This is a genomic window from Pedobacter sp. (assembly GCF_037719805.1).
Classification (GTDB): domain Bacteria; phylum Bacteroidota; class Bacteroidia; order Sphingobacteriales; family Sphingobacteriaceae; genus Pedobacter.
In genome coordinates this window covers 376614-402937 of the sequence record NZ_JBBJLZ010000002.1, presented here as the reverse complement: position 1 = coordinate 402937, position 26324 = coordinate 376614, and the positions used below count along the sequence as shown (strand labels likewise).

Sequence of the window (26324 nt, the reverse complement as noted above, 5' to 3'; positions counted from 1 at the left end):
TATGAGCTTTGTACCGAAGTTCTTTAAGTACTTGGTTGTTGTGTGATTTTAATGTAATTGCTATGGTCCACGCGCTAGCTTACACATAGGTAGGACAAAGCTTACACGGAGCCAAGACATAGCCTGATAAACTAGTAATGAACTGCAACGTAGATCTGTGTTAAGCGAAGGAATGGTATTGTATGGAGTAAAATTTATCATGATTTGGAGCGGCGTTATCTTATCGCTGAAACGAACCTACATTATGTTATTCATCGATTTCTATCTTTTACAGTTAAAATGAGTTATGTGTACACTTAAACTGATTATCTATACACATAAAATGATTATCTGTACACTTAATACTTATGTGTACACTTAAAACGGTTACCTGTACACATAACTGGTAGGTGCGAACCGAAACAAATCCAGGAGGATTAACGATTTACAGTTACAAGCCCAGGATTTAAACAAATTTTGTGTAACTATGAATGTACATGCTTCACGCTTGTTAACAAATTGTCTGTCAGACTAGCCAAATATAAAATGAAGGTCTCCCTTAGCCATCTACTTCTTCTGATGTTTTTTACAACATACGCAAGCAACGTTAACGCTTTCCAATCCAGAGAAGATTCATTACTAACTAAAGCCAATGTAGTAAAGCAAATGGCAGAGGACCTCATTAAAAAAGGTTTCACTGCCGGTGATGGGTATGGCGAAGTTTGGATCAGGGATTTCAATACTTTCATCAATGTTTCCTCGATGGTTAATGACAAGGCTACCGTCAAGAAATACCTACTCACCTTCCTTAAATTTCAACAGTCGGACGGCAGCATCCTTGATGGTTACATCCCGTCTACCAATACCAGCGTAGGCTACAATTACTACAAATCACCCTTGGCTCCCGAATACATTGGACATAAAAATACTGTGGAGAAAGACCAGGAGTCATCACTCCTTCAGGCGGTGTCCAAATACATAAAGATTACTGGAGACAAAGCAATTTTGAAAGACACAGTAGGAGGTAATTCAGTGCAAAAACAGTTAGAAGGAGCAATGAAGTTCTTGTTAAAAGACCGTTTTGAAAGCAAATATGGATTGATCTGGGGAGCGACTACCTCCGATTGGGGAGACGTCCAACCCGAGCATGATTGGGGAGTTGAACTTAATGCGGATACCCACAAGGCGATTGACATCTACGATAATGCCATGTTTGTCATTGCCATTAATAACTTCCTTGAATTCGCAGAACTGTCCAGTCAAGACCGGAAATACTGGACTAAAACAGGTGCCGATCTTAAGGCAAACATAAGAAAGTACCTCTGGGATCAGAAAAGGCAAAAGTTCAGACCGCATATTTACTTGAGTGGTTCGCCATTCCCAAATACATTTGATGAAGAAGAGATTTACTATCACGGGGGAACAACTATTGCAATAGAAGCCGGTATCCTTACCAAGAAACAGGTAAAGGAAGCTTATTTAAAAATGGAAGACAATGTTTCAAAGGCTAAAGCGGCTACAATTGGGTTGACATTGTATCCAGTGTATCCCGCAGGAACCTTTAAAAACGGCGGCATGGGACCTTATTCTTATCAGAACGGCGGTGACTGGACTTGGTTTGGTGGTCGGATGATTTCTGAACTCATTAGACATGGTTACCTCACTGAAGCAAGAGCGGCGCTTTCCCCTATGTTAGATCGGGTGATTAAGAACAAAGGGTTTTACGAATGGTATACTCCAGATAACCGACCTCAGGGTTCTTCGAGCTTCAAGGGCGAGGCGGGTGTACTTTGGACTGCAATTACTCAGCTTAATGCTGCAGCGTTAAAAAACAAATAATTCATTGAAATATGTCAGGTAAGTTACTTAAGTCAATCGGGTTGGCGATCCTCATCATCTTTAGTACGGGAGTGTCGAGGGTACAGTCACAGGTGATCTGGGAAATTGGTAAGTCAGACAATAAAAGTGAAGAGATGGCCCTGGCCCCCGCTGGCTATGCAAAGTTTCTGGATCAGGACTTTGGCTGGGAAGATCGTTTCTTCTTAATCGGCTATTCTAAAGCAAAAACCGACTTTGCTTATGTATTGCCCGGACCTGATGATGGCTGGGGAGGAACGGGACCGACCTCGGGATTAAGAACTCATCATGCGAACGTCTTATTCGGTTTAAAGAACAAACCGGTTGAAGGGAATTATAAATTGGTAATCGATCTCCTTGGTTACCAGTCGGTCACACCACCTTTATTTAAGGTAAGCATTAACGGTAAGAGCTACGTAAAACAACTGCCGAAGCACAGCCTTGACAATTCCGTTACTGGTGATCTTAAAGGTGCTCAAGAGTTTGTTTGGGAAATTCCGCTAAAAGCCAATCAGTTAAGGGAAGGCGGAAACGAGGTCTCGTTAACTACACTCGACGGCTCATGGATGGTCTTCGATCAACTTAAACTGATCGGTCCGAAGATAGTAGAACTGACCACTAATACCACTGCTTTCCTACGCAACGTAGCTGCGGCCAGCTACGAAATTCAGTTAGATGGGAAGCGTTATCAGCCGTTGCTTACAGATGTTCAACATTTATCTGGTAAACCTGTAATTACTGTGAAGCTTGATGGAAAGCAGATTTTTAAAGAACGGTTAGACAGTGCCAGGTATCAGTTTGAAGTACCAATGCCGGCTGTTCGCACAAAGTTAAACAGCAAATATGAGATCTTTAGCGGCGGCATACTCCTGGAACGTGGTATCGTTACACGATCGCCATTTAAAGAGAATACACCAGCTGATTATGTAGATACTAAAATGGGTACAGCGCATTCCAGGTGGATGATCGCACCTGGACCATGGATGCCATTCAGTATGGTGAAACTAAGTCCCGATAACCAGAACTCTGGTTGGCAAAGTGGTTATGATCCTACTTTTGAAAGCGTTGGGGTATTCAGTCACATCCATGAGTGGACTATGGCAGGGTTAGGGACGCTTCCAGCAAACGGGCCGTTAAAGATTAAAGGGGGCGACGAGCGGATTGCTGATGACGGCTACCGCTCTGAGATAGATAAAACTACAGAGGAACCACCTTTAGGATATTATAAAGTTATGCTTAAGAAATATAACATTAAAGCAGAACTTACGGCCACTACACGATGCGGTTTCCAACGGTATACTTACCCAAAAGCAGTGGACTCAAGAATAATGATTGATCTGCAGATTCCTGCCGAGTATAATTATTCGCTAAAAAATGTCAGCCTCAAAAAAGTAAGCGATTACAGGATTGAAGGCTTCAGTAGACAATTTACTCCTAATGCATGGTCAGGCGATGTCAATCAGGATTATACCGTACATTTTGTGATCGAGTTTGACCAGCCAATTAAAAAGTTTGGCTCTTGGATCAACGAGGATGTAGGGGATAAAGATTTGATAGAAACTGGTGCTGTGAAGGACGCTGGTGCATTTGTAGAGTTTGATACCCGAAAAAATCAAGTCGTTCAAATGCGTACGGGAATTTCACTGGTCAGTGTAGCTGGTGCTGCGCAAAACCTGGATAAAGAAGTAACCAGGCCTTTCGGTTGGAGCTTCGACAAAGTAAGGGACGCCCAGCGAGATTCCTGGAACAAGTTGATTGGCCGCGTCCAGATCAGCGCTAACGATCGTCGCGAAAAGATCAGGTTCTATAGCAATATGTACCGAGGTTTAGCTAGTCGCAATACCTGGAGTGACGTTGACGGCAAGTGGGTAGATGCGACACAGAAGATCCAGCAATTGAAAGACCCGGAAGCCCTGGCGCTGGGTTGTGACGCTTTCTGGAATACCTTCTGGAATCTAAATCAGTTTTGGAACCTGATCACACCCGAATGGTCGTCCAAATGGGTCAAATCTCAGCTTGCGATGTATGATGCAAATGGCTGGCTGGCGAAAGGACCGGCGGGTATGAACTACGTACCGGTAATGGTTGCTGAGCATGAGATCCCTTTAATTGTAGGTGCTTATCAAATGGGGATCCGTGATTTCGATGCGGATAAAGCATTTAGCGCTGTTTATAAGATGCAAACCACACCTGCGCAAAAGGTCGGACTTGGTTTTGCCGGCAACAGGGATCTGGAAGCATATTTAAAATACAAGTATGTTCCGTATGACAAAGGACGTTTCTCCAATACACTGGAGTATGCATATGATGATTGGACGGTTGCTCAATTTGCAAAGTCACTTGGAAAAACACAGCAAGCTTCCGAGTTTACATTGAGATCAGCGTATTGGAAGAATGCTATAGACCAGGAATCCGGATACGCTAAGCTTAAGAAATCTGATGGCAGCTGGTTCCCTGATTTTGATCCGTTCAAATCAGGCGCAAACGAGCATTACGTTGAGGGAAATGCCTGGCAGCTTACCTATTTTGTGCCACAGGATGTTTCCGGGTTAGCAAAGCACATTGGGACAGATAGGTTCGTGGAAAGATTATCCTGGGGATTTGGCGAAAGCAACAGGTTGCGTTTCAATGCACCAGGCGACCAGTATTGGGATTACCCGGTAATACAAGGGAATCAGCAGTCGATGCACTTTGCTTTCTTGTTTAATTGGGTTAAAAAGCCATGGCTAACGCAGAAATGGAGTCGCGCCATAATCGACCGGTATTACGGTTATGATTTGGCAAACGCCTATCTGGGTGATGAGGATCAGGGACAAATGAGTGCCTGGTTTGTGATGGCTTCTTTAGGTTTGTTCCAAACAGACGGTGGTTGTAGTACGGAACCTGTGTATGAGCTTGGAAGTCCTATTTTCTCAAAAGTGACTATCGACCTTGGGAACCAGTATGGAAGGGGAAGATCTTTTACTATTGAAGCAAAGAATGTATCAAGAGCTAACAAATACATTCAAAGTGCTACTTTAAACGGCAAGCCTTTGAACTCATTTAAGTTTCCAGCTTCAGAACTGCTGAAAGGTGGATCGTTGAAGCTCATCATGGGGTCAAAGCCGAATGAAGCCTGGGGAGTATTTTAGCTAAGCTCTCCGACTCTCTACAGTGTAGATGAAACTATCTGCTTTGTAATACCCTAAATTGTATTCTATTGGCTTACTTGTCTGATCGAATACATAGCGTTTGCGGAATAGAATCGGACTGCCAACTTCTGTTTCGAGTTTCCCTGCAATAAATTTATCAGCAGATTTAGCACTTATTTCCTCTTTAGAAAGCTCTGTGATCACATTATAATCCTTTTCTAAAATATCATAAAGTGGTCGTTTAAAATCTTCTTCTCCGGTGAGGCCAGTTTGAGGATGGAAATAAGATACAAAATAAACAAACGGACCTTCTACGCGCCCTCTTAGTCTTTCCAACTTTAGTATCTTTTCATTAGATTTTATGTTAAAGAACTGAGCAATTTTCTCTTCCGGATACACCCAACTTACATGCAATTCAAAGTTCTTGATGGGGATCCCCCGCGCTTTCATTTCCTGAGAAAAGCTCAGCCAGTTCACCGATTTTGAGCTAATCGTAGCGTCAGCGATCTTAGTGCCTACGCCTTTTTTCCGAATCAATAAGCCATCATAAACCAGTTTATTGAGCGCTTGTCGCAATGTAGTTCTCGAGATACCCAGCTGTAACGCTAGCTCCACTTCATTTGGCAGCAATTTACCGTTTTGATATTGTGGATCCTTGATCATTTTACGCAAAAGCTCTTCCGCCTGAATGTGAAGGGGGACTGAGCTTTTATGATTAAGTGTGATTTTCATAGCTTATGTGGCTGTTAGGAGGCCGCAATATAAATAAAATTAAGCTTCAGTATAATTAGTTATGTGTGTACAATATCATCGTATATCGTTTGGTATGTTGATACATATACTTATATTTGAATATACCATATTTTACATGACGAACCCAAATATAGATACTCCCTGGAGAGAAAGTTCCCAGCCCCTTTTGCCTGCACAGCGCAGCCTTGAAGCTAAAAAACATCACCGCTACGACCATATTCCTAGTCATGCCTTAGGCGATGGAAAGGTTTTTAATGGTTACAATAGCCTTGTCGCCTGGATCATTGAACAAGAGACAGTAATTATTGATGGTTATGTAGGGGTATTTTTTGATACCGTACAACAGCAGATTGATTCAAAATTGAAAGCGCTTGGATATAGCGTAAACTGGCAGCTATCCGCCGATTATCTGAAAACAGAAACCGAGCTGGATCTGCTTGTTAAACCATATTTAGGTGCAACCGAAAGTGTTTGGGGTACAAAGACGGACTTACAATTGGAAAATTTCTTCAATAGCGAGCTTGCAAAGGTACAAACAGATCCAGCCTGCCAGATCAATATTTTCATAGGCTTAGGTGCCGCAATTTGCGGATGGGATGCTCCGGTAGTCTATTTTGATATCCCTAAAAATGAAATTCAATACCGAATGCGTGCGGGTTCTGTAATGAATATTGGAAAATCGCAGACGGAGGCCGGTCCTGCTATGTATAAGCGTTTCTACTTTGTAGACTGGGTTGTTGCAGATCAACACCGCAACGGAATGTTAACAAAGATTGCGATAATCGCAGATGGCCAGTGGAATGACAATGTAACCTGGTGTTTGAAGGAAAGTTTGTTGGAAGGCTTTGCAGCAATGTCAAAAACTGTGTTTCGTGTGCGTCCATGGTTCGAGAAAGGATCCTGGGGCGGACAGTGGATGAAGGAAAATGTAGGCGGTTTGAACAACGCCGAGGTCAACTACGCCTGGTCTTTCGAGCTGATCACACCGGAGAACGGGCTCATTTTTGAAAGCGATGACAATCTATTGGAAGTATCTTTTGATTTCCTGATGCGCTATCAATATGCCGCTGTAATTGGTAAGCATGCGGAGCTTTTTGGGCCCTATTTTCCAATAAGATTTGATTTCCTTGATACCTTTGACGGAGGTAACTTGTCCATTCAATGCCATCCATCAAAGGAATATATCAAAGATAATTTCGGAGAGCACATCACTCAGGATGAAACTTATTACATTTTGGACTGCAAACCAGGAGCAAAGGTCTATCTGGGTTTTCAGGAAGATATAGAGCCAGTCGAGTTCCGTAAAGTGCTGGAAAATAGTGCAGCTAATAATGAAGAAATAGAAGTGGAGCGCTTTATACAGGCATTTCCAGCTCATAAACATGATCTGTTTCTTATTCCTAATGGTACCGTTCACAGTTCCGGCGTAAACAATATGGTACTGGAGATCAGTGCTACGCCCTATATATTTACTTTTAAAATGTATGACTGGTTGTCACTCGATCTTAACGGCAACCCAAGGCCTATTAATATCAATCATGCGTTCAACAATCTTCGTTTTGAAAGGAAAGGGGAGGTCGTTCCGTCGGAGCACATTGCGCATCCTGTAGTGTTAGAGAAAGGCGAAGACTGGGCACTCATTCATTTACCGACACACAGAGAACATTTCTATGATGTGCACAGACTCGATTTTGTTACCAGTGTTGATGTAAACACTGAAGATTCCTGCCATGTGATGATGCTTGTTGAAGGTGAATACGTGGAACTGGAACTTAACGGACAATCTGCCGGAACATTCGCCTATGCGGAAACCTTCGTGATCCCTGCGGCTACTAAACATTACAAATTGATAAATCGAGGTCAAACGTCCGCCAAAGTGATTAAAGCCTTTATTAAAGAAGAAACCAAATTATAATTATATAAGTATGAACACATCTTATCGATTTTACCTCGGGTTAATCACCGTAGTTGCATCCCTCGGCGGCCTGCTTTTCGGCTTTGACATGGCCGTCATTTCCGGCGTATTGCCCTTTGTCAGAAAACAGTTCGACCTGACTGCGCTTCAGGAAGGATGGTTTGTCTCTTCCGCATTAGTAGGTTGCATCGTTGGAGTTGCTTTCTCCGGCGACTTAAGCGACAGGTTGGGGCGTAAGAAACTCTTATTCTTTTCAGCCTTCTTATTCCTGATCTCTGCGGTTGGTTGCGCATTGGTCCATTCATTAACCTGGTTAATCACTTTTCGTTTAATTGGTGGTGTTGGCGTCGGTATCGCTTCCATAGTTGTCCCTTTATATCTATCTGAAATTGCCCCTGCTAGTATCAGAGGTAGGTTAGTGACTTGTTACCAGCTTGCTATAACTGTCGGTATTTTGCTGGCCTACATCACTAATTCATTATTATTAAGCCATTCTGAGTCGTCAATTGGTTCCGTTACTACTTCCTTATTTGACCTCGTATACGTTTCAGAAGTGTGGCGTGGAATGTTTAGCATCGGAACCATTCTTGCAATATTGTTTCTTATTGGGTTGTTCTTCGTTCCCGAAAGTCCAAGGTGGTTAATGAGAAAAGGCCAGGTTTCAGAAGGACTTCTCATTTTGAAGAAGATAAACAATAATGAAGAAGTTCCGGTTAATCAAGCTGGAAGTGGCCTGGAAGACAATGACTCCGGAAGCTACAAAGAGCTTTTTAGTCCACGGTTACGTAAAGCCTTACTTTTAGGGATTTTACTACCGTTATTTTCTCAGTTGAGCGGGATAAACGCTATCATTTACTACGGACCATCTATATTGAATGATGCAGGTATCGCGCTGAGTAACTCCTTCCTTGGTCAAATCATATTCGGCGTTGCCAATCTTGTATTCACTTTCATTGCCATCTGGAAAGTTGACGACTGGGGTAGAAGACCGCTTTACATTGTCGGAACGCTGGGCGCAACTATCAGTCTGGTAATCACAGGAGTATTTTTTTATTTAGGGATGACTACCAGCATATTTCTAATCATAAGCATGACACTATTTCTAGCCTGTTTTGCATTCTCTATTGGACCCTTGAAATTCGTAGTGGCTTCTGAGATCTTTCCTACTAAAATCAGAGGCAAAGCAATGGGTGTAAGCATCATGGTGATGTGGGTAGCCGATACCATAATGGGTCAGCTAACACCGGTTTTACTCCGTGAAGCTGGGTCTGCCGTCACTTTCTGGGTCTTCGGGTTTTTCTGTATGATTGCGTTTATAACAGTGTACAAATTACTCCCAGAGACCAAGGGTAAATCTTTGGAAGAGATAGAGAAGTTCTGGCTAGACAAATAAAGCTATTGTGTGGAAGGGGGAGGTACATTTACTCCCCAATTCACATTTGGCTGTGCGCCCATTTTGAATTCCAAGTTACCACCTTGCATCAGTTCATCCCTAAATAACCAGCAGTTATCCAATTGCTTCCCGTTAAAGCTGGCAGACTGGATATAAATATTCTCTGCTGAATTACCGATAGCAGAAATATTTAGCTTCTTCCCGTTACCAAGTGTAATGGCAATATCTTTAAATACAGGGCTACCTAATTCGATTATCGGCCTTAGGTCAGTCAAACCTTTGACGTCAAACAGGCCCATAGCAGCCATTACGTACCAGGACCCGAGTTGACCTTGATCTTCATCCTGTCCATAGCCATAGCCATGAATAGGGTCAGTTCCATAAAATTCATCACAAATCGCACGTACCCATTTTTGAGTAAGCCAAGGTTTTCCGGAGAAGTTGAATAACCAGCTCACATGCAGGTTTGGTTGATTCCCATGGTTATAGTTTGATTTTATGCCTGCAAACGCGTCAATCTCTTTACCACCGCCAAAGCCGTTCTTTTGTGCAGTACTAAAAATGTCGTCCAGTCTGTTGTTGAATTCATCTTTGCCTATTTTACTGATCAAGCCAGCAGGATTGTGAGGCACATAGAAAGTATATTGAACCGCGTTTCCTTCCTGGAAACCACGCCAAGGCTGAAGCGGGTCAAACTTATCGATGAATGAACCATTTGCGATTTTAGGCTGTATGAGCTTATTCTTCGGATTGAACAGTAGCTGCCAGCCATTAGATTTTTCTTTGAATAGGTTATAGTCATCTATTTTACCCAATGCCTTTGCCATCTGTCCGGCGGCAAAGGCGCTATAGCTGTATTCCATAGTATGTGAGGCAGAAAATTGAGATCCACTTGGATTTGTTGTGTTTTCATTAAGAAAAGGAACATACCCATATTTCATGAAGGCTTCAACATCAAGCTTTCCTGAGCCAACAGGCCTGTTGGCTCCATCAACTTCATTGGCTTTGATCGCCTTGTAAGCAAGCTCAACATCATAATCCCGTATCCCGGAATTATACGCTCCAACAATTGCCAGTCCAACGAAGTTTGTTCCAACTCCAGATGTAAACTGTCCATTTGAGATGCCATCACCGAACCAACCCCTATTTTTGTATACCTCTAGCTGCGTTTGTACATAGTCCTTATACCGGTCTGGGTAGGATAGGGCCCAGAGCTGTGTCAGGTTCCAAAATGCTCCCCAAATTGCATCTGTATTATAGAAGTTATAGTTTGGTTTGCCGTTTGCATTCAGGGGTAATCTTCCAACTGAGTCCTTCCCAAACTTTGGAAAGTAGCCATTCACATCACTTGCAATGCCTCTGCCTAGTAGGGCGTGATAAAGACCAGTATAGAATTTAGTCTTATTCTGTTTATTGGTATCCGTAACAGTGATCTTACTGAGCTCTTTTCGCCAGATCTGCTGCGCTTTGTCTTTTGCTTGCTCGAAAGTTAAATTCGAGGCTTCTGTCTGAAGGTTGATCTTTGCATTGTCAGTTGAGGTGTAAGACAGCCCTATCTTCATTTCAACCGTCTCATTCGCAGCAGTCGCATACTCCAGAAACAAACCAGCGCCTTTACCCTTTATGGCTCTGGTATTCTCGTACGCCTGCTTTGCATCAAAAGCGCCCACACTTTTCGGCGTTTTGCTAAGCTCTCCATAGAAGTACATGGCTATTTTCCCTTTAGCATCGTATTGTTGGATGTATTTAGGGTAGGTGACTACAAATCCTTTAAAATGTGTTGGGTCGACCATCTCTATTGAAGCGTCGGTCACGTCCGAACTTTCACCTTGCTTATTACCGATGTCCAGGATGATTCTAGATTGTTGATTTTGCGGGAAAGTGTAACGATGGATTCCAACTCTTTCCGTAGCGGTAAGCTCTGCCGTAATATTGTAGTCATCCAAAAGAACTTTATAATAACCCGGTTGAGCGATCTCATTCTTTCTGTCAAACGACGACCTATAGCCGATTCCTGGCTTTTCCAGTTCCCCAGGCCTGACTTTTAACGGACCTGTTGTTGGCATTACGGAAACACCACCGATTTGCCATTCATGAAAATGTACAAATCCTTCAATAGAATTGTGTCTTGTATCATACCCTACTGCTTCCCAACCTGAAGGGTTACCATAGTGCGCGTTCGTTGATGGGGCAAGTTTGGCCATACCGTGAGGCAGTGCAGCTGGCGTATAAAAGAACCACCTGCTGTGCGCTGTGCCGATATTGGGATTTACAAATCGAAGTACATCGTCTTGTTTAAGTGTTTTACAAGATGCAAATGCAAATAGAATCAATGCAATTGGGAGAAACCTATGTTTGTACATAATCAGAAAGATGAGCAGTTTATAATTCGGTATGTACAAACATATCGATAATTTATGTATTGGCATAGCGTCGTGTAATCTGTTTATTTATTACGTTCTTGTTTTTACCAGTGGTGGATAATGACTATCATCAATTGAAACCCTGATGACCGTCATATAATTCAGATCATCTTTTAATAACCTTTGGGTATAAACAAAAAGGTTATGAAAAAAGTAATCGATTCAACACTGTCAGCTGAGCTTCAAGAACTTTATCTTGAAAATAAGGAATGGCTATCAGACCTCTTGTATCTGCAAGATGAGATGCGTTTCTTCAAAAAGCTATTTAATCAGATTCTTTCCACTGGTGTTGAAAGAGAGCATCTTTTGAAACTAGAGATGATCACCTCGAGCATGAACTGCATCAAGAATCGCCGGACACATCTTAAGACGCTATTGGAATCCCGAAAGTCTCAACTTTCACAGCTGCTACAAGGAAACGATGTGGAGATAAAAATAGAATTTATAGAAGAGGATGCTGCCATTGTTTTGGAGATTAATTCAATAATGCTAGCAGAAACGGTGCTTAAAAATGAGTTGTTTAAGCTATCCAAACATCAGCGATCAGTTGACACACTGCTTGTAGCCAGAAAACCATTAAGGGTTAAGCGTTATCCCCTTCTCTAATTCATCATGAAAAGCTGTCTCTTCAAAACGGGTTGTTTACTCTTTATCCTAAATTCTTTTGTTTTTAATGCCACTGCGCAAACGCTATATCGTACCACTCTTAAAAGCCCGCCATTACAGGTCAAAGCAAAGTTCGACAGTACACAGGTCAGTGTATTTATGCGCTCATTTCCTAAACTGAAGCGCTACGAAGATGAACTACGAACATTCTACCGAAAAAGAGATTACAACTTTGCCTGGTTTCAAGATGGAAAGTTAATTGAACAAGCCGGCGCTTTGAGGAACAGGCTACTGAATTTAAAGGCGGATGGTGTATATAAAAAGCTTACTTATACAGATTTACTGGATTCACTGGTGCTGGAAAAGAATATTAGTGTTGCGCTAAATATCAAGCTCGAACTCCTGTTAACAGCTGAATATTTTGTGTTCTCTAGTTTGGTCTGGGAAGGTATGGATACCTTCGTAAGTACCGACAACAACTGGCTTCTACCGAGAAAGAAAGTAGCCTATGAACTGTATTTGGATAGCCTGATTCAATCTTCAGGTTCTGCTTCTACTGCAAACAGGGAACCTGTATACAGACAGTATGAATTGCTTAAGGCAAGTTTGGGAAAGTATAGAGACCTTGATAGTCGGAACGTTTGGGTAAAGATCCTTTCAAATACGAACGCGAAGTCGTCTAATACCGCCTTCACAATTAGCCAGGTAAAGAAAAGGTTATTTCTATTAGAAGATTATTCGGCAAAGCTTTTAGATAGTTTACCTGACAATGAACTCAATTTAGCACTGGTACGCTTTCAGAAAAGACACGGCCTAAATCCCAATGGCAAAATTGACAAAGCAACACTATTTGAGTTAAATACACCGCTTAAAACGAGAATTCAACAGATCCTGGTGAACATGGAAAGAAACAGGTGGCTTCCAGTTACCGCAACGGGTGACTATGTAGCTGTAAATATTCCAGAATTTCAAATGCACGTTTACAACAACGATAGCCTCTTGTGGAGTTCTAATGCGGTTGTAGGCAAAGTCGCAAATCCAACCACTTTGTTCTATGGTGAAATTAATCAGGTAGTTTTCAGTCCGTATTGGAACGTTCCGGAGTCTATTGTAAAACAAGAAATCCTTCCTGGTATAAAGAGAGATTCCAAATACCTGGGTAAACATAACATGGAGATTACAGGTCGGCGAAACGGACTGCCAATAGTAAGGCAGAAGCCCGGTATTTCAAATGCTCTGGGACAAGTGAAGTTTCTATTTCCTAATAGCTACAGTATCTACCTGCATGATACACCCCGGAAGTCGCTATTTAATGAGTCTGACAGAGCTTTTAGTCATGGCTGTATACGTGTTGAGCAACCTGAGAAGTTAGCGGCCTTCCTGTTAAAGGACAAGCCACAATGGAACGATGAAAGCATTGAAAGAGCAATGCAGTCTGGAAGGGAAAAATATACTTCTCTAGACCAAAAAGTCCCTGTGTTCATCGTCTACCTGACCGCTTTTATAGACCGTGAAAATAAGCTGAATTTTAGAAAGGACATCTATGGGCTTGATCCCAAGCTAGCCGCAACTATCATTTCAGGAGAAGGAAACTATTAAAATCAAACTGCTTAGAATTTGCTTTTTTTATAATAACAGCGGTGGCTCCCGTTCGTCGAGAAATTACGGGCGTTCGTCTAAGGGTTACTCATGCTGGTATATTACCAGGTTTTTGCTTGCAACGTTTCTGTGATGACTGCGTCTTAATAACAGAAAACGAAACAAAATCTTAAAATCTAAATACATGAAAAATCTTACCAAAACATTATTCGCAGCAGCATTAACAGCAGTAGTAATCACTTCATCAGCAATGACAACTTTCGCAACCGAACCTGTTGCAGCAAAGACGACAACTTATTCAGCAGAAGGCTTTAACAAAATCTGGGTGAGCGGAAACGTAAAGATCGTATTGACACAAGGTGATAACCAAAGCGTAGTCGGCACCAGCAACTATGACTCGACTAAAACTTCAGTATTGAGCAAAGGACAAACATTGTTTATCAATTCCATGGAGTCTAGCCAGGTAACCCTTAACATTACCGTAAAAGACTTGCAAAGGGTAGAAGCGTACGGACAATCAGTGGTGATTACCAGCAACAACTTTGATGTGTCGAACCTCCAGTTGTTTCTAAATCAAAGCGCTACTGCAAACATCAAAACTACAGTAGGCAGTTTATATACTGTTGTTAACGATAAAGCAGTACTTAAACTAAACGGTACTGCAGACAAAAGCACTATGGTTGCTATCAACATGAAAAATGTGAAGCTGCGTAACTTTGCAAGTTTAAGATCAGAATCTTATGCTTCTGAAGCCATCATGAAGGCAGGACAAACTGCAATGGCGTTAGCAAAATAGAAAGGTTAGTTTTTAGTTGAGTTGCAGCTGCCCTTAGGGCAGCTGTTCTTATTTACTATTTCCGGTCTACTGGAAAGAAGACTGCAGTTCTATAAGGTCTGAATAAACAATTGCTGCAGGATTATGAAACTGCAGGTCAAGGATAGCGTCTGGTATTTCCAAAACACCGGTAGTAGTTTGCACGGCGATGCCAGCTCTGATTTTTTTATACGACAGGTATTCCCCAATAGCCGGATCTAATTCTTTCAGCCTGATGAGCAATTCATAGATGACATAGGATGAATGCATGCTGCAAAAGTACAGAACTTGTTTGACGCTTTAGTCAAAAGGCCGTCATTGGGCAGCGAATCCCCTTAAATCTTATTGTCTTCGTGTTTTTCTGGCTTAGCCTCAGACTGGTTGGCTTCTTTCTCAAATTTCTTTTCATCTTTCACGTTTCTCTTGATAAGCCAAGCTAATAAGATAATGACGAGAAGGATAAATGGAATTAAAATCCAATAGTTTATTTCCATAGTGTTTTTATGAAATGATTAGCAAGAAGGTAATATAACAATATTTATCTGTTGTTGACTTCGAAGCCGCCATAAGTAAGCATTTCGGCGTGGTGAGCGACAACCAGATTAAGCTCCAATCTTTCAATCAGATCTTGCGCCTGACGAATGTTTCTATGCATATCAATAATTCCCCTTATTTCTATTCCTTTAGCCATGAGCTTGAATTTATTCGGCTCAAACTTGTTAATGAAAATCTGAAGGTCAGGGCTTATAGCAATTTTCTTTGTATCCATGTAGAGAAGCTGTTATGTAGTGCAAAGGAAGTCGGTTTCCATCAATATAAAGTGGCGAAGATGTTATCTTGTTGTTAACCTTAAAGCCATTGGTTAACACATGATATAAGGGTAGATGTGTTTTTTAACGGAACATAGTTTGACCTGGCAATACCAGTGCCGCTTAATATTGAGTTATTCATTATAATTTCTGAAAAGGTTAACGGTAGCTTAATATAGGTGCGGTAATTTTGTTGCGACTAGCATCATGAGCAACAAAACAGACCAAGAACTTTTCCATGCCATGCAATCGGGCGATGAACTTGCTTTTCAATCTCTGTTTAATCGGCACTGGGAAGCTTTGTACAATAGCGTATATAAACTTCTGGCAGACGATGACCAGACGAAGGATGTACTTCAGAATGCATTTATCGAAATATGGAGCAAAAGAGACACTTTGGTGGTAGGATCCTCAATTTTTCCTTACCTGGTCAGCGTTGCGAAAAATGAGGTGATTAGCCTCTTTCGTAAAAACAAAATACGGCTCGCAGGGGACGAAGTTTTACTAGCTAATCTTCATCGGGTAACCTATCCGGATGAACAATTAATTGCTGGAGAGCTGCAACATGTAATTGACAGCGAACTCGTGAGCATGCCTAATAATATGAGGCAATGCTTTGTTCTCAGTAGGTATGAAGACAAATCCATTCGTAAAATATCCAGAGAGTTGACCTTATCGGAACAAACGGTAAAAAACAATATTTCAGAGGCCCTGCGAAGGTTGCGTAAGCGATTGAACCGAACCTCGACAGGTTATCCAGCACTACTGTTGATTCTGCTTATAGATTTAACACAAAGGTAATGTTGAGATAAAGTACTTTTTCTGCTTTCATTCGCTATTAGGTAGATGAAAGTAAACAAGAGGTCTTTAAAAGAATATTTCAGGGACTATCAATTGGGCCGGCTCAATAAAGATGAAAAACAATTAATTGACGATTGGTTTGACATTCAAATCCAAGATGAACTTAAAGACCCTGTTGATCGTAAACTAGTTCTTTCGTCAACCAAAGAGAAAATATTTGAAAACATTAGCAATGTAATCCGCCAGAAATCACTTAGAAAAAGTAATTTTCTGGTAAAGTGGCTAAGTATAGCTTGCATGCTATCTGTTCTTACAACGGGAGGATTATTACTTAATAGTTCGCTTCAAAATAAGTCAAAAGAGAAATATACCTGGAAGCCCTACCAGACCTCGAAAGGGGAGGTTAAACAAATAATACTTTCAGATGGCACCCAGATTTGGATGAATTCAGATACAAAGATTCAACTTAGATCAGATTTCAATGCTGTTTCAATGAGAACTTTAAGATTGGAGTTTGGAGAGGCTTTCTTTCAGGTCAAACGTGATCCTTCAAAGCCTTTCTCTATTACCACAGGCCAAATTACAACTACGGTGTTAGGTACGTCATTCAATATCAGGTCTTACCCTGAGATGTCTGCTTACAAAATTGCCGTTGCCACCGGAAAGGTAAAAGTGGACTTCAGAAACGGCAAGAAGAGTAAAAATTTAGCCGAACAGCTAATCAAAGATCAGGTGCTTAACGTTGACGCTAAATCAGGTAGGGCACAGATTTCTACTACAAACGTTTCCGTTATTGGTAACTGGCGCTTAAACCGTTCAATCTATATGGACGCGCTTACCCTTTCTCAGATAGGCCAGGAGCTTTCGAGGCAATATAAAATTAACGTTAAGGTGACTAGCGGAACTGGTCATAATGAACAAGTATATACCCTTACACTTCGCCATCAAGACTTAAACACTGTGCTTCGGCAGCTTGTGCTTGAAACAGGGATGAACTACCAATTAACTGATCAAATGTTAACCTTAAACCCTTCCAGATGAGTTAGAAAGACAATTTTTAAAAAAGCCGAAAGTGTTTACCCACTCCCGGCCCGATCAAACTATAGTAGTTTGATCTGATTCAATCAATCATAGAAACTAATCAAAACAATTAAATATGCATTATTATTACCACATATTACAAAGAGCGGTCAGAAAAGTAACTTTCCTGACCCAAAATCGCGTACTCTATACATTCATCGCGTTCATGCTAATTGGAGCGAACGCGCTCGGACAATCCACGGATGCCTCGGTGAACGGAAAAGTTACAGATGAAAAAGGTTCAGGAATTCCAGGTGCTTCTATTGTTCTTCGCAACGAATCAACCGGTTTTCGGACAGTTACCGCAACAGGTAAAGATGGCTCATACTCTTTAATCCAGCTACCTCTGGGTAGACCATACACATTAACGGTAACCTATATCGGTTATCCAAAGCAAGTGAAAACAGATTTTGCATTGAATCAAGGGGATCACATTGTCGCCGACTTCAAACTAACGGAGGCTGCTAACCAGCTTACTGAAGTTCAGGTGAATGGTAATGGCCTGGCAAAACGTATCGACAGGCTCGGATCCAGCACAGCGATCACTGCACAGAACATCCAGCAGCTTCCTACCCAAAATAGAAACTTCAATAATTTATCAGCTTTAGCACCAACTACAAATGGAACCAACATTAGTGGGCAACGCGCCTCTTCGACTAATTATCTGATTGACGGTGCTAGTGCTAGAAATAACTTAACCTCAGGAGCGATAGGAAGCGGTCCATATTCGTTATCGCTTGAAGCCATTCGCGAATTTGAAGTGGCAACCAACGTGTATGATGTTTATAAGGGAAGAGAAGGTGGAGGTACTGTAAGTGCGGTTACCAAATCGGGTACCAATACATTAACAGGGTCTATTTTTGATTATTACCGTTCGGACTATTTAGCAAGTCCATATGATATTCGTGGCGTTAAAAGGGAACAAAAGTTTACGACCAATCAATATGGTTTTAGCTTAGGTGGTGCAATAATCAAGGACAAGCTTCATTTCTTTACAGCCTTGGATCGCCAGGATGAAAGTATGCCTTTCTTTATCGCTGATATCCGTGACAACGATGATGCGATCAGCTTAGGTATCAGTAAAGGTGCACTGGATAGTGTGGTAAATATCGGAAGAGCCAAATATGGATTGGGTAGCGGTCCTCAGGTAGGAGAGTTCAAACGTAAAACACTGGCCAATACTTTCTTTGCACGTTTAGACTGGCAAATTAACGACAAGCACCGGTTAACTTTGAGAAACAATTACAGCGACTGGAACAATCCGGTAAGTAACAGTGACAATTCGAATATTAATCTTTTTGAAGTATATGGCGATTTTAAGTCCAGAGAAAATAGCACCTTGCTGTCACTCAGGTCTCAACTCGCACCTACCTTTTTAAATGAGTTTAAAGTGCAGTATCAGTCTGCAACAAGAAACTACGTACCGAACAGTGAACTTCCTGCAGCAAATATACCAAGGGCAATTGTAACTGTACGTTCAACCTTACCTAACGGAACTCTAGGTAGCAAAACTGTTCAGCTTGGCGGACAACGTTTTTTTCCAGAAAACAATTTGGAGAACCAGTTCCAATTGGTGAATACCTCTTATTATAATGCAGATAAGTACAAGTTCACCTTTGGAACCGACAATACGCTGACCTATATGGATACCTATATTTCAAGCGAGCAGAACGGTCGATTTATCTTTAACAGTTTGGCAGACTTCAACAATTTGAATGCTTCCAGATATGCCAGGGAAGCGCCGATTAATGGTAAGCCAACGGTTCAGCAATACATCTTAAATGCATCATTATTTGGTCAGGTTGAATTTGACGTCATTCCAAACTTAAACGCCATGTTTGGGGTACGATATGATGTTACAAGTTTCCTAACCCAAGCAGATTACAATCCGGTTGTAGAGCGAACATTAGGACTTAGAACTGATAGTAAAATTACAGATGCAGGTAAAATACAGCCCCGTGTTCAATTGACATGGGATATTAATGGAGAAAAAACAGATATCATTCGTTTTGGCGGAGGTATGTTTTCCGCGAATCCTGTGAACTATGCACAAGTAAATAATATCCAAAATAGCGGAACAAAAGTCGCTTCAATCGATGTATCTCGTCCGGCTAATGGAACAAGTCTTGTTCCGGTTCCTGACTTTCCTTCATATAGAAGAGACCCTTCAACTGCTCCAGGAATCATTGCAGGGGTGCCTTATGTATCCACCATTAATTTAAATGACCCTAATCTAAAAATGCCATCCATTTTTAAGACTAACTTAAGCTATAACAAAATTATTGGCGATCGCTTAAGATTAGGCATAAATTTATTGTACAGTTACACCAGAAACAATTACGTCTACCTTGATCGAAATTTAGTAGACAACCCGTATTTCCGATTGGCTAACGAAGAAAACCGTGGAGTATTTGTGCCGGCCACTACCATTACAGCTTCCGGCACTACTAATAACGTTTTGGGAAGAAAAACCAATGAGGTTGGGCGCGTTTTAATGCTCACAAATGGTGCGAACTTAGAACAAAAAGCCATGATATTGGACGCTAGTTTCCGCTATCTCAAAGACGGCTATATCAATGTGAGTTACACGTTGAATGATGCAAGAGACAATTCGTCTTATAATGGGAATGTAGCCAATACATCTACCTTTAGACCCGTTAAATCTGATCCGAGAGACTTATCCGAAGTTTCCTATTCTGACAATCAGTACCGCCATAAAGTAGTGGTTTACGGTACTACACCATCCTGGAAAGGCTTTTCGCTTAGTGGAGCATTCAGAGGAATTGGAGGTACGCGTTACTCCCTTACTGTTGATGCCGATCTAAATGGCGATTTCGTGGGTGGTCCGGGCGATGACAATGATCTTGCATTTGTGTTTGATCCGAATAATGCGTTAACAAGCGCGACTGTTAAAGCTTCTATGGAAAAGATATTAAACAATCAAGACAACAGGGCGAAAGATTATATCCGTGAAAGTTTAGGTAAAATCGCCAACCGTAATGGTGGAGAAAATCCTTTTTCAGGAACGTTTGATCTAAGAATAATGAAAGACTTTAAAACTTATGAAAGTCAGAAACTAACTGTGAGTGTGGATGTGTTCAACTTCGCAAACTTATTAGATAAAACAAAAGGAGTAAACTATAATCTGGGCAATCAATCACTATTATTAGTGACAAGATTTGATCAGGCAAAACAACAATATGAATATCGGGTGAATGAAAACGTGGGAGTGACACAAGCGGGAGGTACCCCTTATCAGATCCAGGTTGGTGCCAGATATTCTTTTTAATTAACTATTATTCATGGATTCACGTAGAGACTTTATTAAAAAAGCTGCCTTCCTAACCGGAGGTGCTGCTTTTATTCAAACATTACCGCCGGTTATTCAAAAGGCCTTGGCTATCGATCCTTCGCTGGGCAGTACATTTTATGACGCAGAACACGTTGTTTTCCTAATGCAAGAAAATCGTTCGTTTGATCATGTATTTGGCACAATGCAAGGGGTTCGGGGATTTAATGATCCAAGGGCAATTGATCTTCCAAACAAAAATAAAGTCTTCCTGCAAACCAATGCTGCGGGTGAAACTTACGCCCCGTTTCATTTAGATATCAAAGAAACGAAGATTGCATGGATGGGGTCAACACCACACAACTGGACTGATCAAACCGATGCAAGAAACGAAGGAAAATATGATAAGTGGTTGGACGTTAAAAAACCATACAAGACTACTTATGCACATATCCCTTTAACCATAGGCTATTGTAAGCGAGAGGATTTTCCATTCTACCACTCCCTGGCGGATGCATTCACGGTTTGTGACCAAAACTTTTGCTCGGTAATAGCAGGTACCCACCCAAACCGATATTATTGGATGACAGGTACTAACCGGGAGAAGAATATTCCTGAAGCTAAGGCTCACGTTTGGAATATCAACAACTACGATAAACCAACACTAAATTGGAAAACTTTCCCTGAAAGATTAGAGGAACAGGGATTATCCTGGAAAATCTACCAAAATGAGCTCACAATGGGCTTTGGACTTAACGGCGAAGCTGGTTCCTGGCTAGGTAATTTCGGTACTAACGTAATCGAATACTTTGAGCAATATCAGGTTAGACTTCACCCCGGTGCGATCGCTAACCTCCAGGAAAAGAAAAAATTACTAATGGACCAGATTGCTTTGTCGGAAAGCCAAAACCTGACTGCTGAGCAGTTAACAAAGGTCGAAGCAGTTAAAAAGCTATTGCAGAAAACGCTTGCGGAAGAAAAAGTATATACTACAGCTGCCCATCAGGACTTGTCTGCCACTACAAAAGCTTTGAATGCGAAAGCTTTCAGTACAAATGTGGGCGACCCTAACTTTCATAACGTTGCGCCATTTACTTATGATGACAAAGGTGTTTCTCGCGAAATGAACCTTCCAAAAGGAGATATTTTACATCAGTTTAGAAAAGATGTTGATGAGGGAACCTTGCCATTAGTATCCTGGCTGATGACCCCTGCAAACTTCTCTGACCACCCAGGTTCCCCTTGGTTTGGATCATGGTTTGTAAATGAGGTAATGGAGATTCTTACTAAAAATCCAGAAGTCTGGAAGAAGACCATTTTTGTAATGACCTATGATGAAAATGACGGTTATTTTGATCATGTGCCTCCATTTGTGCCACCAAATCCATTTGGAGAACATACAGGAAAGGTGTCGGAAGGTTTAAATACAAAGATGGATTTCGCCACTAAAGCGCAGCAAACTAATCCATCCATGAAAGAGAGTAACTATCGTGAGGCGCAGATCGGATTGGGATATCGGGTACCCATGGTTATTGTGTCGCCTTGGACTCGAGGCGGATATGTGTGTTCTGAGGTATTCGACCATACATCATCGCTTCAATTTTTGGAAACTTTCATCGAAAAGAAAACCGGTAAGAAGATCCTAGAGGAAAATATAACGGACTGGAGGAGAACGGTATCTGGCGACCTGAGTTCTGCATTCCGACCATACAAAGGGGAGGAAATCAAAACTCCGGAGTTTATGGAGAAGCAGGAGTTTGTTAAAAAGATCTATTCTGCTAAATTTAAAGAAGAGCCTGATAATTATAGGAAGCTAAGCGCTGATGAGGTTATTCAAATTAATCAGGATTCACTAAGCTCTCCTTATTTTCCGCAGCAAGAGAAAGGCATCCGCTCCGCATGTGCGCTTCCTTATGAACTGTATGTGAACGGAGCAGTAATTGAAGACAAATTCCGTATCAGTTTTAAAGCTGGCGATGCTGTCTTTGGAAGTCAGTCATCCGGAGCACCTTTCATGGTATACGCTATGAACCCTTTTAAAAACGAAGTATTAAGAAGTTGGAATTACACAGTGAAAGCTGGAGACCTACTTACTGACGAGTGGTCTCTAAATGATTTTGAAGGGAAAAACTGTCACCTAAGAGTTTATGGCCCTAATGGCTTTTATCGGGAATTTCAATCTTCTCACAATGATCCTGGATTAAGTGCAGAATGTAATTATCAAAACGATGCAATAAGACCATCAAATCTAAGTGGTAATCTAACGCTTAGTGTAACTAACAATACCAATAAGGTAGCCCACATATCGATTCAAGATAAGAGCTATAAGAAAGGAAAGAAACTGTTAACAGTTAAGGCAAACGGGAAGTCAAGTATTGTATTTGACCTTTCAAAGAGCTTCAACTGGTACGATCTTGAAATTACTGCAGCAGAACATAATGGTTTTAGCCAGCGGTTTGCAGGCCGTGTAGAAACTGGTTTAGTTACTAAAACAGATCCATTGATGGGACAAATGGTCTAAGGAAGATGCGTAGCTACTGCTTTCTTTTATTGTTTTCATTGTTTATAGCAAATCCATTTTTGTCGTTTAGTCAGACGACAAAAACTACCTTGGGAGGGCATGTTAGCGCACAATTTCAACAAGATTTGGCAGGAGTCTCTATTAGCTTAATCCATCTTCCATCAGGAACTATCTATGGTTGTAGTACTAACTCATCTGGAACTTATTTTTTACCAGACTTAAAACCGGGCGGTCCTTACCGGATAGAAGCTTATACCAAGAACTTTGAAAAATACCAGGAAACTGGTATTTTTTTTAAGCTTGGTCAACCTGCTAAGCTAAATATAGTGATGCAAAATCAGACCTATCAATTGCCTGAAATTAAAATCACTGCTACCTTACCCAAATCGATAAAAGAAAGTTCAACTGGCCCCGTTTTCCATGCTGGCAAATTAGAATTGGAAGCGTTACCAAGCAGTCGTAGAAGCTTATCGGACTATGTTAAGCTTAATCCACTGGCTTTTGGAGCAGCCATTGCCGGGGGCAATTATCGACAAAATTTCATTACAATCGACGGCTCCGAATTCAATAATAACTTTGGGGTGGGTGATAATCTCCCGGGTAATGGTGCCCAGCCGATTGCGCTTGATGCCATAGCAGAGATTTCAGTTGAGGCGGCGCCATATCATTCTATTTGGGAATCTGGCTTTATAGGAAGCGCGATCAATATTATCAGTCGCTCAGGCAGTAACCAGGTTGAGGGATCACTGTATGGCTATTTTCGAAATCAGGACAGCTATGGTTATAAGGCAGCAGATCAACAAATTGAGAAACGACTCGTTAAGTACTACCTTACCGGTTTCAGATTAGGCGGACCCATAATAGAAAATAAACTGTTTTATTTCGCAAGTCTGGAAACAGAAACCGAGCAATTACAACCTCAGCCGTTTAAAGCGGCCACTCCAGGGCAGGCTTACGGTAGCAATAATTATATCTCCAGACCAACTGCTACTGAACTAGATGAAATCAGTAACTACCTATGGAATACCTATGAATACGAGACCGGCCCGTATCAAAATTATAATTTTAATAATCGAAGCACCAAGGCATTGCTGCGATTGGATTGGAATGCTGGTGCTAACCATAAAGTTAGCCTCCGATATAATCAATTGCATGCCCAAAGGCCAGAACTGCTAAATGGTTCAAGAAGTCCGCTGGTGCCTTATGCTGCGAGCGCCGGACGCAGAACAGTAAACGCTCTTCCATTTAGCAACTCCAATTTTACCACGCTGTCTGACTTTTATTCGCTCGCGGGAGAATGGAACAGCCGACTGTCTCCTGCACTAACGCATACCTTACGTGCTTCCTACACCAGACAATATGAACCCCGAAAATCTGAAAGCGCTTTATTCCCCTTCGTAGACATCTTAAAAGACGGCATACCTTTTACTTCATTTGGTTATGAGCCCTTTAGTTACGGGAATTCGCGGGATGTTTCTTTACTATCTTTAAATGACCGAGTACAATGGATACATGGCACCAGCATCTGGACCGCGGGTTTTCAGTTAGATTACAGCAGTACAAAAAATAGTTATATGCCATTTGGAACAGGATATTACACTTTCCGATCCTGGGAAGATTTCACTTCCGGTGAAAAGCCTGTTGATTATGCGTTGACTTCTTCACAAAACGGACAGGCCAAAGTCCCTGAGTATAGCTTTAACTACCTATCTAACGCTGTCTTTGTACAAAATAACTTTAAATTAAATAATAAGCTTAGCCTAACTGCGGGACTAAGAATTGATTTACCTTTCTTTCCCAAACCTCTGCCTGAAAATAAGCTGCTTGCGTCACTAACCTTTGCTGGCGGTCAACACATAAATACTGCTCAGCTACCCAATCCAGCTCTACTATTTGCACCAAGGGCTGGAATTACATACAACTTAAATGCTGATAATTCAATAAGGCTTAGATTCGGGTCAGGTATATTTACCGGCAGAATACCCTTTGTATGGGTTATCTCCCAGGCCCGTTATTCTGGCGTTTCTCAGCTAACTCAAACTTGGCAAGGCAGTCAAAACACACCATATAGTTTCCAGCAAAATCCACAGAATCCAAACCTTTCTGAGCAGACTACGGCATTGCCTTCTGTAACCAGTGTGTTGGCTCGCGATTTTAAGATGCCACAAAGCTGGAAGTCAACGATTGGGGTTGATATGGATTTGCCAGGAGGGTTAAAAGGATCTATAGAAGCCCTTTATAGCAGAGATATCAGGGGTATTTTGTTTAAAGACATTAATCTTGTTGAACCAGTTGCGTTGAACATTCCGGGCTATGCTGATCATAGACTGGTATATCTCTCCCAAAACCAATCGAAGTTCATAAATCCATTAAATAAATCAGGACAACTTGACTCACAGGGGAGTTCGGCGCTGAATGTAGTCGTAGTAGGCAATTCTTCGAAAGGATTTTACTTTGCCCGCACTTTAAGGATTGAAAAGCAAGCGGGGAAAGACTTCTATTTCTCCTTTGCCTATAGTAGGAATCTCGCCAAAAACAATAACGATGGAGATGGTGACCAGACCTTATCAGCCTTAAATGCCACTCCAACGATTAATGGAATCAATCATCCTGAACTCGGCAATGCAGCGTATGTTCCACCAAATCGAATTGTCTCCACTTTAATTTTTACAAAACAGTACACCAAACACCTCAAACTTACTATAGGTATGGTTTATCAGGGTGCTAATGAAGGTCGCTTCTCCTATACCTACGGGAGAGATTTTATAGGCGACGGTACCAATCGGTCGCTTATCTACGTACCTAATGATGCATCAGAAATTACTTTCTCGCCATTGACAACAACGCTTTCCGGAAAAACAATTGCCTATAGCGCCCAACAGCAGAAAGATGCCTTTCTAGCTTACATCGCTCAGGATTCCTATTTACGGAAGCGAAAAGGAAAGTATGCGGAACGTAATGCAGCTTTGATGCCCTGGAGACATCAGTTCGATATTCGGTTTATGCAGGAGTTGCTTGATTTCGGTCCAGGCAAAAAGCATGGATTAGAATTAAGTATTGATGTAATTAATGCAGGTAACTTAATAAACAGAAACTGGGGTTTAAGACAACAGGTAACCGCGAGCTCTATTCTCATCCCAAGTAATCTTGACCAAATCAGTCCCAACGGAAATACCGTTCCAACTTTTCAAATGGCTACTTCCGGAGGTAATCTGGTGACCCAAACTTTCAAATACGACTTGAGCACCAATTCCACCTATCAAATGCAGTTTGGATTAAGATATTCATTTTAATAAGTCGCGGCTAGCTACTATAACGTAATTGACTTGTAACAAGTTAAGTACACTAAATCCT

At 41.5% G+C, this 26324-nt stretch carries 17 protein-coding genes; 12 read left to right on the top strand and 5 right to left on the bottom strand.

Annotated features, from left to right (window positions below; translation table 11 throughout):
- Positions 1-558: 558 nt before the first annotated feature.
- Complete coding sequence (locus tag WKF66_RS06945) at positions 559-1818, top strand: GH36-type glycosyl hydrolase domain-containing protein (RefSeq protein ID WP_489673699.1); 1260 nt, start codon at positions 559-561, stop codon at positions 1816-1818.
- Between the two features lie 11 nt (positions 1819-1829).
- Positions 1830-4967, top strand: coding sequence for a GH92 family glycosyl hydrolase (locus tag WKF66_RS06940; protein WP_489673698.1), 3138 nt, complete (start codon positions 1830-1832; stop codon positions 4965-4967).
- On the opposite strand, the gene WKF66_RS06935 is transcribed toward WKF66_RS06940, so the two are convergent.
- The gene (locus tag WKF66_RS06935; RefSeq protein WP_489673697.1) at positions 4968-5699 is read right to left on the bottom strand and encodes a GntR family transcriptional regulator; all 732 of its coding nucleotides are present in this window, start codon (positions 5697-5699) and stop codon (positions 4968-4970) included.
- 136 nt (positions 5700-5835) lie between these two features.
- On the opposite strand from WKF66_RS06935, the gene WKF66_RS06930 reads away from it, so the two are divergent.
- Both WKF66_RS06930 and WKF66_RS06925 read left to right on the top strand, forming a co-directional pair.
- Complete coding sequence (locus WKF66_RS06930; RefSeq protein ID WP_489673696.1) at positions 5836-7635, top strand: class I mannose-6-phosphate isomerase; 1800 nt, start codon at positions 5836-5838, stop codon at positions 7633-7635.
- A gap of 10 nt (positions 7636-7645) precedes the next feature.
- Positions 7646-9028: a sugar porter family MFS transporter gene (locus tag WKF66_RS06925; RefSeq protein ID WP_489673695.1), complete on the top strand. Its 1383-nt coding sequence runs from the start codon at positions 7646-7648 to the stop codon at positions 9026-9028.
- A gap of 2 nt (positions 9029-9030) precedes the next feature.
- Here the strand turns inward: WKF66_RS06925 and WKF66_RS06920 are convergent, their stop codons facing one another.
- A complete protein-coding gene (locus tag WKF66_RS06920) occupies positions 9031-11457 on the bottom strand; it encodes a GH92 family glycosyl hydrolase (RefSeq protein WP_489673694.1) in 2427 nt (808 codons plus the stop codon).
- Between the two features lie 138 nt (positions 11458-11595).
- Here WKF66_RS06920 and WKF66_RS06915 point away from each other — a divergent pair, with 138 nt between their 5' ends.
- The 3 genes from WKF66_RS06915 (at position 11596) to WKF66_RS06905 (ending at position 14452) form a co-directional block, all read left to right on the top strand.
- Positions 11596-12057, top strand: coding sequence for a hypothetical protein (locus WKF66_RS06915; RefSeq protein ID WP_489673693.1), 462 nt, complete (start codon positions 11596-11598; stop codon positions 12055-12057).
- A 6-nt stretch (positions 12058-12063) separates the two neighbouring features.
- Entirely contained in the window at positions 12064-13656 is a 1593-nt protein-coding gene (locus WKF66_RS06910; protein WP_489673692.1) for a L,D-transpeptidase family protein, read from the top strand.
- Between the two features lie 184 nt (positions 13657-13840).
- A complete protein-coding gene (locus WKF66_RS06905; RefSeq protein WP_489673691.1) occupies positions 13841-14452 on the top strand; it encodes a GIN domain-containing protein in 612 nt (203 codons plus the stop codon).
- Between the two features lie 66 nt (positions 14453-14518).
- Here the strand turns inward: WKF66_RS06905 and WKF66_RS06900 are convergent, their stop codons facing one another.
- The 3 genes from WKF66_RS06900 to WKF66_RS06890 form a co-directional block, all read right to left on the bottom strand.
- Entirely contained in the window at positions 14519-14740 is a 222-nt protein-coding gene (locus WKF66_RS06900; RefSeq protein WP_489673690.1) for a hypothetical protein, read from the bottom strand.
- 65 nt (positions 14741-14805) lie between these two features.
- Positions 14806-14964, bottom strand: a complete 159-nt coding sequence (locus WKF66_RS06895; RefSeq protein WP_489673689.1) for a hypothetical protein — start codon at positions 14962-14964, stop codon at positions 14806-14808.
- A gap of 44 nt (positions 14965-15008) precedes the next feature.
- Positions 15009-15239, bottom strand: coding sequence for a hypothetical protein (locus tag WKF66_RS06890; RefSeq protein WP_489673688.1), 231 nt, complete (start codon positions 15237-15239; stop codon positions 15009-15011).
- 247 nt (positions 15240-15486) lie between these two features.
- On the opposite strand from WKF66_RS06890, the gene WKF66_RS06885 reads away from it, so the two are divergent.
- The 5 genes from WKF66_RS06885 to WKF66_RS06865 all read left to right on the top strand — a co-directional run bounded on the left by WKF66_RS06885 (position 15487) and on the right by WKF66_RS06865 (position 26263).
- A complete protein-coding gene (locus tag WKF66_RS06885) occupies positions 15487-16080 on the top strand; it encodes an RNA polymerase sigma factor (RefSeq protein ID WP_489673687.1) in 594 nt (197 codons plus the stop codon).
- Between the two features lie 45 nt (positions 16081-16125).
- On the top strand, positions 16126-17121 hold the full coding sequence (locus WKF66_RS06880; RefSeq protein ID WP_489673686.1) for a FecR family protein: 996 nt from the start codon (positions 16126-16128) through the stop codon (positions 17119-17121).
- Between the two features lie 115 nt (positions 17122-17236).
- Complete coding sequence (locus tag WKF66_RS06875) at positions 17237-20449, top strand: TonB-dependent receptor (protein ID WP_489673685.1); 3213 nt, start codon at positions 17237-17239, stop codon at positions 20447-20449.
- A gap of 13 nt (positions 20450-20462) precedes the next feature.
- On the top strand, positions 20463-22970 hold the full coding sequence (locus WKF66_RS06870; protein ID WP_489673684.1) for a phosphocholine-specific phospholipase C: 2508 nt from the start codon (positions 20463-20465) through the stop codon (positions 22968-22970).
- 38 nt (positions 22971-23008) lie between these two features.
- A complete protein-coding gene (locus tag WKF66_RS06865) occupies positions 23009-26263 on the top strand; it encodes a TonB-dependent receptor (protein WP_489673683.1) in 3255 nt (1084 codons plus the stop codon).
- Positions 26264-26324 lie beyond the last annotated feature (61 nt).